The organism is Streptomyces sp. NPDC107654, from assembly GCF_055639035.1.
In genome coordinates this window covers 504,008-516,972 of sequence record NZ_JBVKBI010000004.1, presented here as the reverse complement: position 1 = coordinate 516,972, position 12,965 = coordinate 504,008, and the positions used below count along the sequence as shown (strand labels likewise).

The window sequence follows — 12,965 nt, the reverse complement described above, 5'->3', positions numbered from 1 at the left end:
CTGGTCGGCGGCCTGTTCACCCGCTGGTTCCACCGCTGGGCCCTGCTGGCCGGCTGGGCCGCCGGCATGATCTACGGCACCGCCGCCGCCTACGGCATCGCCTCGCCGACGCAGAAGCACTTCGGCGGCAACGCCAGGGAAATCCCCGGCATCGGCGAGATCGGCTACATCGGCCTCACGGCGTTCGTGCTGAACGTCCTGGTCACCGTGGTCCTCACCGTCGTCCTGAAGGCCCTGAAGGCCCCCGAGGGCGTCGACGAGACCCGGCCGGAGGACTACACGGCCGACGCCGGCGACCCCGGGGTCGAGGTGGAGCTGCCCCCGGCGACCGCGGGCGCCGGCCACTGACGAACGCCCTGAGGGGCACACGGAACGACACGCGCGACCGGACATCCGCAACGGGCCGCCGATGGCACGACCATCGGCGGCCCGTCGGCGTCCGCGCCCGCCCGCGCACCACGGGCGGTGTCACGCTCCCCGCCCACGAGTTGACCCTCCGAGAGCAGAGCGGCACAACATCTGGGGGTGCCACGACAAGGCGGCACTAGATGTATGCTCGTGCTCGCTGTCGCCGCAGGGGAATCCGGTGTGAGTCCGGAACTGTCCCGCAACGGTGTACCTGCGTGCATCCGCGCGCCTGTTGAGTCCGACGACCTGCCGACAGCGCACACCCGGCCGTCCGGTCCGGGTGGGTTCCTGAACGTCCGGGCCTCGTGGAGTGGGCCGGTGGACGCGACGCCGTGTGCGCTCGTGGCTGCCCCCTGCCCTCCGCCGGGCCCCGTGCCGAGCGAGGGAGAGCCCCACGTGACCATCGCGCCAGCCGACCCGGCTTCAGTCAGCGAGCTGGAGACCGACGGTCCCGGTGCCGCACTGCTGCGGACCCTGACCGAGCTGACCGCCGACCTGCCCGACGCCGACCCCGGCCGGGTGGCCGCCGCCGCGCTGCGGGGCCGGTCCTCGCGGGCCGACGAGGCGGAGCTGCGTGAGCTGGCCACGGAGGCCGCCGCCGGCCTGATCGCGGAGGACCCCGCCTACTCGAAGCTGGCCGCCCGGCTGCTGACCCTCACCATCCGGGACGAGGCCGCCTCCCAGGGCGTGACCTCCTTCACCGAGTCCGTCGCCGTCGGACACCGCGAGGGCCTCATCGCCGACCGCACCGCCGAGTTCGTCCGGCTGCACGCCGAGCGGCTGGACGCGCTGGTCGACCGCGCCGCCGACGACCGCTTCGGCTACTTCGGCCTGCGCACCCTCCACAGCCGCTACCTGCTGCGCCACCCCCTCACCCGCAAGGTGATCGAGACGCCCCAGCACTTCATGCTGCGCGTGGCGAGCGGTCTCGCCGAGGACGACACGGCCCGCGCGGTGGACGAGGTCGCGGCGCTCTACGGCCTGATGAGCCGCCTGGACTACCTGCCGTCCTCCCCCACCCTGTTCAACTCCGGCACGCGGCACCCCCAGATGTCGTCCTGCTACCTGCTGGACTCCCCGCTGGACGAGCTGGACTCCATCTACGACCGCTACCACCAGGTCGCCCGGCTGTCGAAGCACGCGGGTGGCATCGGTCTGTCGTACTCCCGTATCCGCTCGCGGGGCTCGCTGATCCGGGGCACGAACGGGCACTCCAACGGCATCGTGCCGTTCCTGAAGACCCTGGACGCCTCCGTGGCGGCGGTGAACCAGGGCGGCCGGCGCAAGGGAGCCGCCGCCGTCTACCTGGAGACCTGGCACTCCGACATCGAGGAGTTCCTGGAGCTGCGGGACAACACCGGTGAGGACGCCCGCCGCACCCACAACCTCAACCTCGCCCACTGGATCCCGGACGAGTTCATGCGCCGCGTGAACGCCGACGAGCAGTGGTCGCTGTTCTCCCCCGCCGACGTTCCCGAACTGGTGGACCTGTGGGGCGAGGAGTTCGACGCCGCCTACCGCAAGGCCGAAGCCGCCGGCCTGGCCAGGAAGACCCTCCCCGCACGGGAGCTGTACGGCCGGATGATGCGCACCCTCGCGCAGACCGGCAACGGCTGGATGACCTTCAAGGACGCCGCCAACCGCACCGCCAACCAGACCGCCCTGCCCGGCAACGTCATCCACTCCTCCAACCTCTGCACCGAGATCCTGGAGGTCACCAGCGACGGCGAGACGGCCGTCTGCAACCTCGGCTCCATCAACCTCGGTGCCTTCGTGCGCAGTGGTGAGATCGACTGGGAGCGGCTGGACGAGACCGTCCGCACCGCCGTCACCTTCCTCGACCGCGTGGTCGACATCAACTTCTACCCCACCGAGCAGGCGGGCCGCTCCAACGCCAAGTGGCGCCCGGTCGGCCTGGGCGCGATGGGCCTGCAGGACGTCTTCTTCAAGCTGCGCCTGCCGTTCCACTCCCCCGAGGCCAAGGCCCTGTCCACCCGGATCGCCGAGCGCATCATGCTCGCCGCGTACGAGGCCTCCGCCGACCTCGCCGAGCGCAACGGCCCCCTGCCCGCCTGGGAGCAGACCCGCACCGCCCGCGGCATCCTCCACCCCGACCACTACGGCGCCGACCTGACCTGGCCCGAGCGCTGGGACGCCCTCCGCGCGCGCATCGCGGAGACCGGCATGCGCAACTCGCTGCTCCTCGCGATCGCGCCGACGGCCACCATCGCGTCCATCGCGGGGGTGTACGAGTGCATCGAGCCGCAGGTCTCCAACCTCTTCAAGCGCGAGACCCTGTCCGGCGAGTTCCTCCAGGTCAACTCCTACCTGGTCCAGGACCTCAAGGAGCTCGGCGTCTGGGACGCCCGCACCCGCGAGGCCCTGCGCGACTCCAACGGATCCGTCCAGGACTTCCTGTGGATCCCGGAGGAGATCCGCGCCCTGTACCGCACGGCCTGGGAGATCCCCCAGCGCGGCCTCATCGACATGGCCGCCGCCCGCACCCCCTTCCTCGACCAGGCGCAGTCGCTGAACCTGTTCCTGGAGACCCCGACCATCGGCAAGCTCTCCTCCATGTACGCCTACGCCTGGAAGTCCGGGCTGAAGACGACGTACTACCTGCGTTCGCGCCCCGCGACGCGCATCGCCCGTGCCGCCCAGGGCCAGGCGCAGTCCGCCAGGCCCATCCCCGTGCAGCAGGCCGCCGACCCCGACGCGGTCGCCTGCTCCCTTGAGAACCCCGAGTCCTGCGAGGCCTGCCAGTAATGTCCACCCGTAACACCAACCTGCTCGACCCGGGCTTCGAACTGACCCTCCGTCCGATGCGCTACCCGGACTTCTACGAGCGCTACCGGGACGCGATCAAGAACACCTGGACCGTGGAGGAGGTCGACCTCCACTCCGACGTCGCCGACCTCGCCAAGCTCACGCCCGAGGAGCAGCACCTCATCGGCCGGCTGGTCGCGTTCTTCGCGACGGGCGACTCGATCGTGGCGAACAACCTGGTGCTGACGCTGTACAAGCACATCAACTCCCCGGAGGCGCGGCTGTACCTGTCGCGCCAGCTCTTCGAGGAGGCCGTCCACGTCCAGTTCTACCTGACCCTGCTGGACACCTACCTGCCCGACCCGGACGACCGCGCCGCCGCCTTCGACGCCGTGGAGAACATCCCCTCCATCCGCGAGAAGGCCGGGTTCTGCTTCAAGTGGATCAACGAGGTCGAGAAGATCGACCGGCTGGAGACCCAGGCCGACCGGCGCCGCTTCCTGCTCAACCTGATCTGCTTCGCCGCGTGCATCGAGGGCCTGTTCTTCTACGGCGCCTTCGCGTACGTCTACTGGTTCCGCAGCCGCGGCCTGCTGCACGGTCTCGCCACCGGCACCAACTGGGTCTTCCGTGACGAGACCATGCACATGAGCTTCGCGTTCGACGTGGTCGACACCGTCCGCAAGGAGGAGCCGGAGCTCTTCGACGACCAGCTCCGGCAGCAGGTCACCGACATGCTCCGCGAAGCCGTCGAAGCGGAGCTGCAGTTCGCCCGCGACCTGTGCGGCGACGGCCTGCCCGGCATGAACACCGACTCCATGCGCCAGTACCTGGAGTGCGTCGCCGACCAGCGCCTCACCCGCCTGGGCTTCGCCCCGGTGTACGGCTCGGAGAACCCGTTCTCCTTCATGGAGCTGCAGGGCGTCCAGGAACTGACGAACTTCTTCGAGCGCCGCCCGTCGGCGTACCAGGTCGCGGTGGAGGGCACCGTCGACCTGGACGAGGACTTCTGACCGGCCAGGAGCCCGTTCGGCGTCGTCCGCCCGTACCGCCTGCGAGGGGGTGCGGTGGCGGGCGGCGCCGTTCGCTTTCCGGTCAGGCGTGACGGGTCACACCCCGGTGCCTCCTGAGGGGCCCCGCGGTGCCGGCCGGCTGCTCGGCGGCGGTGCGGGAGCGCTCCGCCTCCTTGAGCTGCCGGTCGACGCGCCGCTCGCGCAGGGCGCCGAGGGCGGACGGGAGGATCAGGAGGACCAGGATCCCCAGGGTCACGAGCATTCCGATCAGGCCTTCGATCTGGTTTCCGTTCATGACACCACTGTCGCGCCGGACGCTGCTGACCGGGAGTGGCAGCACTGCCGTAGACCCTCGAATTTCTGCCACCGCCGAGGCACACTGGCAGCATGCTGAAGAACGTGGCAGCCGTGCTGCTGGACGGGGTGCATCCCTTCGAGCTGGGTGTCGTGTGCGAGGTGTTCGGCATCGACCGCAGCGATGACGGGCTGCCGGTGTACGACTTCGCGGTGGTGTCGGCGGAGGGGCCCGAGCTGGGCACCCACTGCGGGTTCACCGTGTCCACGCCGTACGGCCTGGAGCGGCTGGAGGAGGCCGATCTGATCGCCGTGCCGGCCGGTGAGACCTATGCGGAGCGCGCGTACCCGCCGGAGCTGCTGGCGGCGCTGCGGCGAGCCGTGGACCGGGGCACGCGGGTGCTCAGCGTCTGCTCCGGGGTGTTCGTGCTGGCCGCGGCGGGGCTGCTGGACGGGCGGCGGTGTGCGGTGCACTGGCACCACGCCGAGCAGCTCGCCCGGCGCTACCCCCGGCTCACGGTCGAGCCGGACGTGCTGTACGTGGACGAGGACCCCGTGATCACCTCCGCGGGCACCGCCGCCGGGATCGACGCCTGTCTGCACCTCGTGCGCAAGGAGCAGGGCCCGGAGGTGGCCAACAAGATCGCCCGCCGGATGGTGGTGCCACCGCACCGGGACGGCGGGCAGGCGCAGTTCATCGAACGCCCCCTGCCCAAGGCGCCCTGCGACACGGTCGGGGAGGTGCTGGCGTGGATGGAGGCCCATCTCGACCAGGAGGTCACGGTCGAACAGCTCGCCGCCCGCGCCCACATGGCGCCGCGCACCTTCGCCCGGCGCTTCCAGCAGGAGACGGGGACCACGCCCTACCGGTGGATCCTGCGGCAACGGGTGCTGTTGGCTCAGGAGTTGCTGGAACAGACGGACGAGACCATGGACGCCGTCGCCTGGCGCACCGGGTTCGGTACGGCCGCCGCGCTGCGCCACCAGTTCGTCCGGGCGCTCGGGACCACCCCGAACGCCTACCGGCGCGCGTTCCGGGGCCCGCAGGCCGCCTGAGCGCGCGCCGGTACCAGGCCTACCAGGGCATCGCCCGCAGCAGCAGGTTCTGCGGGCGGAGCGTGATGCCCACGCGGGTGGTGTCGTCGGACCCGCCGACCTGCTCGAAGCGGTACTTCGCCGAGATCACCGCGGTGATCAGGCTCAGCTGGGCCATGGAGAAGTGGTCGCTGGGGCACTTGCGGTTGCCCACGCTGAACGGGCTCATGGCGTACTTCGGTACCTCCTTGACCCGTTCGGGCCGCCAGCGGTCGGGGTCGAAGTCGAGGTGACGGGCGTAGGAGCGGGCGTCGCGCTGGATCGCGTAGGGGCTGTACACGATGTCCGCCCCGGCCGGAATACGGTACCCGCCGAGTGCGGTGTCGGTCACCGCGCGGCGCGTCAATATCCATACCGCGGGCCTGAGCCGCATGGCCTCGACGACCACATTGTTGGTGTGCGTGAGTGAGCGGATGTGCGTGAATCCGACGGGTCGGCCACCGGTCACGGATTCGACCTCGGCCCGTACCTTCTCGGCGTGTTCCGGGTGTTCGGCGAGGACCTGCAGCAGCCACATGATCGTGGACGCGACCGTTTCACTGCCGGGGGTGAGTATCGCGACGACCTGATCGTGGATCTCCTGTTCCCCGATGGGCTCACCATTGTCGTCCCGCGCCTCCAGCAATGCCGTCAGCAAATCGTCCGGCTTTTGACCAGAGGCCCTCCGCTCGGCGACGATCTCGTCCACCAGCAGATGCAAATCGGCCAGCGCCCGGTTGAATTCGCGGTTGGCCGGAAACGGCAGCCGGTAGAGCGGTCCGAGCGGGACGACCATCCTCCGGTACATGCCGCGGAAGACGGTGGCGAGATCGATGCTGAGCCGTTCCGCGCGCTCGTCCATGTACTCGCCGCGCAGCAGGCAGCGGGCGGCGATACGGACGGCGACGCGGAAGGACTCGGAGGTGCAGTCGATGGTCCCGCCGGGTTTCCAGCGGTCGGTCAGCGCGTGCGCCTCCTCCTCCATGACCGGCCCGTAGTCCGGTATCGCGTCGAGCCGGAAGGCGGGCTGGATGGTGCGCCGCTGCCGGCGGTGCCGGGGGCCGTTGGCGGTGGCCACGCCCTCCTTGCCGAGCAGTCCTTCGAGGGACTCCCACAGCGGGCCGTCGATCTTGAAGTCGGGACTCAGGGCCAGGGCTCCGGTGAGCTCCGGCGTGGTGACGGCGTACACCGTCTTGGGGCCGAGTTTCAGGCGTACGACGTCTCCGTGCCGGCGCAGCCCGGACATGAAGGCCAACGGGTCGCGGGCCAGTTTCAGGCCGTGGCCGAGGACCGGTACGGCGCCCTGGGCCAGGGGCGGTTCGCTCAGTGCGGGCGTCCCGGGGGTACCGGGGGTCCCGGGCTTCACCGACTCGACGGTCATTTCTCACCTGCCGCTTCGTTCGTGACGTACGGGGGCGTGGACCGGTCGTCCCAGCTGTCGACCATGTACCGACCGGACTCGTGGTGGAACCAGTAGACGGAGCTGAACCAGTTGCGCATACTGCCGACGCAGGTTTCGACGGCGGCGCCGAGTTCCTTGCCGCCGACCGTCCCGTCATCGAGTTCGCGGGCGAACGCCAGGGCTCTCCGCTCGACTTCGAGGAATTCACCGATGCATTCCTCGACGCGTCGCCTGATTTCGTCCACCGCTTCTTCGAGAGTCAGCCCCGCATGGGTGATGAGGCTGATTCCGAGATTGTGCACCTCGTCGCCCGCGATTTCCTTCGGCAGCGAACAGAGGTCGTTGTACCAGGCGGCGAATTCCTGGCTGAGCAGCGCTGCCCGGCGGTAAGCCGGGTTCTTCCGCACCCGGTCCGGGAGTTCACACCCGGCACTGGGTTCCAGCAGGTCCGTCCATATCCAGTGCGCGAAGGTGAGACGACGCAGGGCGACGTACTCCTCGACGCCCGGAACGTACCCCTCGGTGCGGTTGCGGAATTCACGGTCGTAGGCCTCGATCACCGCGTGGAAGTGCCGGGCGAACCGCTGGTTCCAGGTGGGCGGCAGGAAGCCGTACAGCCGCAGCACGCTGTCCGCGAAGCCCGCCACGACCGGGTCGGGGTGGAGCAGGTGGTGCCTGGGTGCGTCGAGAGCCGTGTGCAGCCGGTACCGCAGCCGCCGCCAGTCGCCCGCCCGGCCGTGCACGATGTCACGGTCGTGGCGGTCGTCCCAGACGAAGAACCAGGCGCTGTAGTCGGCTATGGCCTGCAGGACCTCATCGGGGGCCGAGGTGTAGTAGCCCGCCATGAGGTCGGTGTAGCACAGTCCATCGGCATATTCCCGCACCTTGTCCGCCGGCATGAGCCGTTTATCCAGGAGCCAGAGCCGTGTCTTCTCCTGGAGTCGCGGCCAATAGGGATGCAGTCGCCGGGGAAAGGCGGACTCGATCACCGGGAGTGCCAGTGAGGGTGGGACTACGACCGCCGCCGGTGTCGCTGTGGTGCTGCGTGGGAAAGCTTGCACGAACAAACCCCTCTCAGCCGCCAGGAGCGCACACCCCTCCTGTTGTGCCGGGCGTGCGCCGTTGCGTATCCCCGCACTTCCATTCAGCACCACAACTGACCGCCGTGGGAACGGATTTGCTCCACTCACTACCCCAAGGTGCCGAGAATCCCCCTTGTGTGACTGATTAGGGATCACCAGGAGCACGGAAGGGATCGACTGTACGACGCACGCGCGAACGGGCGGTGGCCGCACGAAAGCGCCCCGGCCAGGAAGGATCCCGGCCGGGGCGCCCCGAGTACGCGGTGCCGCTCAGTCGTTGGAGACCACGGGGTAGCGTGGCTCGTTCTCGGCCATCTGCCGCAGCGCGTCCTTGCGGTCCCGCTTGGACAGCCGGTCGATGTACAGGTAGCCGTAGAGGTGGTCGGTCTCGTGCTGCAAACAGCGCGCGAAGTAGCCGGTGCCGCGGACCTTGACCGGGTTGCCCCGCTCGTCCTGGCCGGTCACCTCGGCGTAGTCGGGGCGCGCGAGCGGGGCGTACGCCGTGGGCACGGACAGGCAGCCCTCGTTGCTGTCGTCCAGCCGGCGCCGCTCGGCGGGCAGGTCGACCAGCTTCGGGTTGCACACCACGCCGACGTGCCGGACGCCCTCGTCGTCCGGGCAGTCGTAGACGAAGACCTTCAGGTCGACACCGATCTGGTTGGCGGCCAGGCCGACGCCCTCGGCGGTGCGCTGGCTGGCGAACATGTCGGCGACCAGCTGCTGCAGCTCCTCGCCGAACTCGGTGACGTCCCTGCACTCCTTGTGCAGCACCGGATTGCCGACGACCGTGATCGGCCGCGAGGTGCCCCGCTCACGCCAGGCCCTCTCGCGCTCCTCGCAGTCCTCCGTGTCGACGACGTAGCCCTCGTCGTCGACGGGGAGCACGCCCGCGTGCTGCTGATCGGTGTCCTGCTGCGCCATGACCGACGTACGCCTTCCTCGGAAAAACAGGGAGTGATGCTGATACAGGGTACGGCGACCGGTCAGCAGACCTCTTCCAGATCCCGCCAGTCACGCGAGTCCGGGCTGTCCGCGACCCACCCGTCCAGCAGCCCCCGGACCAGCGAAGGCGGCGCGGCCACCCCGCACTCCCGCTCCGGCACCCACAGCTGCCCGTCGGTCCGGTGGCCCAGCGGCCCGGGATGCCCCGGCTCACTGTGGTCGTGCGGGTCGAGGTGCACGCCCTCGCCCTCGTCGGACGGCATCCGGGACTCGCTGCACATCCGGCACAGCAGCCGCACCGAGGACGACCAGTCCTCCGCGGCGAATCCCGCGTCCGCGGCCAGCTGCTCCAGCGCGTCCCGGTCCGCCTCGGTGGCCGCCTCCAGCAGGACCACCCAGGTGGGGACGGGCGACGGCGCCCACAGCTCGATCTCGTCGAAGACCGGGTAGGAGTGCCCGGTGGAGGTGGTGCGCTCGCCGTGCGGGACGCCGTCGTGCAGCACGACCTCGCCCCAGCGCCGCCCGGACGAGGGAAGCGGGATGGACAGCACCTCCAGCCGGGCCGGGTCCAGCCTGCGGCCCCAGACCACCTCGGCCTCGCCCTCCGGGGAGAGCCGTACGGCCGCGCTGCCCAGTTCCATGCCGACCGGCTCCGCGGTGGCCGCGGCGCCTCCGGGCACCTTCAGTCCGTACGCCTGCCAGGCGCGGCGGGCCAGCGGCCAGTCCTGCAGGGCGGTCGCGGCGATGCCGACGTTCCACCAGTCGGGCGCCCCGGTCTCCCGGTCGAGCAGGGCCACCGCGCGCAGTCCGGCCGCGCGGGCCTGCTCCCAGTCGTGCCGGAACTTGTGCAGCAACGCCAGGTTGAACCAGGACTCCGACAACCAGGGTTCCAGATCGGCGGCGCGTGTCAGCAGCTCGCCCGCGTCCTCGTACCGGCCGTCGCCGATGAGCGTGAACGCCCGGTCGGTGGCCTGCCGCCAGGAGGCGGAGGGCCGGTGCCGTCCCTTGCCGAAGATCCTCACGATTCCCGCCTGCCAGTTCCATTTCCCGCTGTGGGCTGGCTTGTGCCCCCGGACACCCTCTCCCTCGCATCCAACCACGTACGGCGGGAAAGGCGCTCATTACCCATGGGTTACCCAGCCGGGCACGGGGTCAGACAGTTCCGTTCGTCTCACCGGCGCGGGCTCGCGGGTGCCGGGGGGCCGGGCCAGCACCCGGGCGAGCGACTCCACGACCTCGGGGGCGTAGGTGCCGGCGGTGCCGAGCCGCAGCTCCTCCAGCGCGCGCAGCGGACCCTCCGGGCCGGCGCCCCGGGTCCTCTCCTCGTAGGCGTTCACGGCCCGGACGATGCGGGCGGCGAGCGGCTGCTCCGGGTAGGGGTCGGCCTGCCGCTCGACGACCACGGCGACGGCCGGGTCGACGCCGGTCTGCCGGACGACGGCCCCGCCGAGCAGGGCGATCCGCCGCTGCTCCGCTGCGGGCAGGGCGGCGGTGACACCGCCCGGCACCGGGTCGACCAGGCTCAGCTGGCCGATGTCGTGCATCAGCGCCGCGTACTCCAGGACGGTCAGTTCGGGGCCGCTCAGGCCGAGGTCCCGGCCGACGGCCTGGCTGAGCGCGGCGACGCGGTGGGCGTGCCCGGCGGGGGTGCAGCCGGCGATCTCGGTGGCGCGGGCGAGGGAGGCGATGGTCTGCCGGTAGGTGGCGCGGACGGCCGCGTACCGGCGCAGGGACAGCTGGACGAGCAGCATGGGCAGGCAGAACACGGGCAGCGCCCACAGGCCGACGACGGCGACCGCGAGCGCCATCACCGCGCCGGTCGCGCAGACGGCGGAGCCGATGCCGAGCAGCCCGCGCAGTTCCTCGCGCAGCAGCGGGCCGAACGGCCAGCGGGTGCGGCAGTGGGCGAGCGCGGCGGCCAGCACGGCGCCGCACAGGGAGGTGAGGGCGAGCAGGGTGAGCAGCAGCAGGGCGTAGGCGGGGCCGCTCCAGGGGGTGAAGACGCCCCGGTTGTAGAGGGGTTGGAAGCAGACGACGGCGAAGCCGACGGTGAGGAGACGGCGGGCCAGGTGGTCGGCGGTGGGGCTGCCGCCGGACCAGATGTGCGGGACGGCGCCGAGCACGGTGGCGACGAGGACGACGGTGACGACCTGGGCGGCGCCGTGCCGGCTGGGCTGCCCTGCGTCGTCGCCCAGCAGGGCGTACGCGAGGGAGCAGGCGGCACCGAGGGGCGCGGCCTGCCGGCGTCCGTGGGCGTCGCTCCACCGGGTCAGCTCGCCCACGGTGACGAGCACGCCGAAGGCCAGCGCGACGCCCCGGTCGTGCAGGCCGGTCCACAGGGTGCCGGCGAGGGAGCCGGCCGCGAGGAGGGCGGCGGCGCCGTGGATGAGCCACAGAACCGCCATCGGGACGCTACGGCGCCGACGACCGTCACCCCGGACCGGCTTCACCGGAACCCTCCGGTGCCGGCGGCCCGCTCCACAAGCCGGCTTCGCCATGGCCCTCCCCTGCCGACGGCCCCCTTCACGAGCGGCCTCACCGGACCCCTCCGACACCGACCACCGTCTCCACGCGCCGACCTCACCGGGACTCTCCGGTGCCGCCGACCGTCACCGCGGACCGGCCTCACCGGACTCCACCGACACCGACCACCGTCTCCACAAGTCGGCCTCACCGGGACGCTCCCGTGCCGGCGGGTCGCTCCACGGGCGGGCCGGCGTGGGCCGGTTCGTCGGCGGTGACCGCCGGGTGCCAGCCCGAGCGGCGCAGGGCGCGGACGAGGGCGCCGACCATGCGGGGGTCGAAGTGCGCGCCGGCGCAGCGCTCCAGCTCGGCGACGGCGGCCTCGACCGGGCGGGCCCGGCTGTAACTGCGGGTGGAGGTCATGGCGTCGAAGGCGTCCGCGACGGCGACGATCCGCGCGCACTCGGGGATCCGGTCGCCGCTCAGGCCGTACGGGTAGCCGCTGCCGTCGAGCCGTTCGTGGTGGTGGAGGATCGCCGCGCGGGCCTCGCCGAGGAAGGAGATGCCGCGGACCATCTCGTGGCCGTACTCCGGGTGCAGCTCGATGATCCGCCGCTCCTCGGGGGTGAGCGGGCCGTTCTTGCGCAGCAGCCGGGTGGGCACGCCGAGTTTCCCGACGTCGTGCAGGATGCCGGCGAAGCGGAGCACCTCCACCCGGTCGTCGTCCATGCCGAGTTCGCGGGCGATCAGCACGGAGGCCTGTCCGACGCGTTCGCTGTGCCCGCGGGTGTAGCCGTCCTTGATGTCGACGGCCTGCACGAGGGCGCGGATGGTGGCCTGGTGGGCGGCGCGTTCGCGGTGGTACTGGGCGAACACCCACCAGGAGACGCACATCGGCAGCAGCACGAGCAGCGCGGCGACCGAGCCGTACGGGCTGCGCCACAGCACGGCCATCATCAGGCCGGCGAGTCCGTGGACGGCGACGGGCGCGAGGAAGCGGGGAAGCAGCCCGCGCCAGGCCCGCCGCGGCGGCACCAGCCCGGCCGCCGCGCGCAGCCCGCCGTCGAGCGCGGTGAGCACCAGGCAGAAGGCGAGCACGGCCGCGCCGGCGGGCGGCAGAGTGCACGGGAAGTCCGAGCCGGCGAGCGTGGCCCGGCCGCCGAGCCCCTCGTGCACCCGGGCGGCGGCCCACACGGCGAGCGCGGGCTGCGCGGCCCGCCAGACGCGCCGCAGCAGCGCGGGGGCGTGCTCGACCGGCGAGAGCAGGGCGGCGGGCACCGCGACGAGTGCGGCGGCCGACGGGGGCAGCAGGAACGCGCCGGCGAGCAGGACGGGGTAGAAGGGGCCGCCGAAGCGGCGGCGTGCGACGTGCTCGCAGGCCGCGTACAGCGCGGCGAGCAGAGCCGTCGCTCCCCAGGGGCTGGTGTGCGCGACCGGCGGGGGCAGGAGGCAGAGGGCGGACAGCAGGGCGACACCGGTCACATAGCCGCGTGCCCTCGCCGGTACCGCGTCCATCCCGCC

Annotated in this window: 10 protein-coding genes, 1 pseudogene and 1 riboswitch; of the genes and pseudogenes, 4 read left to right on the top strand and 7 right to left on the bottom strand. The window is 71.5% G+C overall.

The genetic code is table 11. The features are described from left to right. The 3 genes and pseudogenes from ACZ7N4_RS10615 to ACZ7N4_RS10605 form a co-directional block, all read left to right on the top strand. A pseudogene (locus tag ACZ7N4_RS10615) lies at positions 1 to 348 on the top strand (sodium:solute symporter); the annotation flags it as partial. 204 nt (positions 349 to 552) lie between these two features. Beyond that, a riboswitch (cobalamin riboswitch) is annotated at positions 553 to 676 on the top strand. 128 nt (positions 677 to 804) lie between these two features. Continuing rightward, positions 805 to 3,174, top strand: a complete 2,370-nt coding sequence (locus tag ACZ7N4_RS10610) for a ribonucleoside-diphosphate reductase subunit alpha (protein WP_471356133.1) — start codon at positions 805 to 807, stop codon at positions 3,172 to 3,174. Further along, the gene (locus tag ACZ7N4_RS10605; RefSeq protein ID WP_471356131.1) at positions 3,174 to 4,187 is read left to right on the top strand and encodes a ribonucleotide-diphosphate reductase subunit beta; all 1,014 of its coding nucleotides are present in this window, start codon (positions 3,174 to 3,176) and stop codon (positions 4,185 to 4,187) included. Before ACZ7N4_RS10610 ends, ACZ7N4_RS10605 begins: the two co-directional genes overlap by 1 nt. A gap of 82 nt (positions 4,188 to 4,269) precedes the next feature. Here the strand turns inward: ACZ7N4_RS10605 and ACZ7N4_RS10600 are convergent, their stop codons facing one another. Further along, complete coding sequence (locus ACZ7N4_RS10600; RefSeq protein WP_471356129.1) at positions 4,270 to 4,482, bottom strand: hypothetical protein; 213 nt, start codon at positions 4,480 to 4,482, stop codon at positions 4,270 to 4,272. 92 nt (positions 4,483 to 4,574) lie between these two features. On the opposite strand from ACZ7N4_RS10600, the gene ACZ7N4_RS10595 reads away from it, so the two are divergent. Beyond that, entirely contained in the window at positions 4,575 to 5,537 is a 963-nt protein-coding gene (locus tag ACZ7N4_RS10595) for a GlxA family transcriptional regulator (protein WP_471356125.1), read from the top strand. 19 nt (positions 5,538 to 5,556) lie between these two features. On the opposite strand, the gene ACZ7N4_RS10590 is transcribed toward ACZ7N4_RS10595, so the two are convergent. The 6 genes from ACZ7N4_RS10590 to ACZ7N4_RS10565 form a co-directional block, all read right to left on the bottom strand. Beyond that, the gene (locus tag ACZ7N4_RS10590; RefSeq protein ID WP_471356123.1) at positions 5,557 to 6,936 is read right to left on the bottom strand and encodes a bifunctional albaflavenone monooxygenase/terpene synthase; all 1,380 of its coding nucleotides are present in this window, start codon (positions 6,934 to 6,936) and stop codon (positions 5,557 to 5,559) included. Continuing rightward, positions 6,933 to 8,018 carry an epi-isozizaene synthase gene (gene cyc1 / locus ACZ7N4_RS10585; RefSeq protein WP_471356121.1) on the bottom strand — a complete coding sequence of 362 codons (1,086 nt, stop codon included), beginning with the start codon at positions 8,016 to 8,018 and terminating at the stop codon, positions 6,933 to 6,935. The genes ACZ7N4_RS10590 and cyc1 overlap by 4 nt, the downstream gene beginning before the upstream one ends. A gap of 291 nt (positions 8,019 to 8,309) precedes the next feature. After that, positions 8,310 to 8,960 (bottom strand): peptide deformylase, encoded by a 651-nt coding sequence (gene def, locus ACZ7N4_RS10580; protein WP_471356118.1) that lies wholly within the window; start codon positions 8,958 to 8,960, stop codon positions 8,310 to 8,312. A 62-nt stretch (positions 8,961 to 9,022) separates the two neighbouring features. Further along, positions 9,023 to 10,003, bottom strand: coding sequence for a hypothetical protein (locus ACZ7N4_RS10575; RefSeq protein ID WP_471356116.1), 981 nt, complete (start codon positions 10,001 to 10,003; stop codon positions 9,023 to 9,025). A gap of 99 nt (positions 10,004 to 10,102) precedes the next feature. Beyond that, a complete protein-coding gene (locus ACZ7N4_RS10570; RefSeq protein ID WP_471356113.1) occupies positions 10,103 to 11,386 on the bottom strand; it encodes an HD-GYP domain-containing protein in 1,284 nt (427 codons plus the stop codon). 265 nt (positions 11,387 to 11,651) lie between these two features. After that, a complete protein-coding gene (locus ACZ7N4_RS10565; RefSeq protein WP_471356111.1) occupies positions 11,652 to 12,959 on the bottom strand; it encodes an HD-GYP domain-containing protein in 1,308 nt (435 codons plus the stop codon). Positions 12,960 to 12,965: the final 6 nt, after the last annotated feature.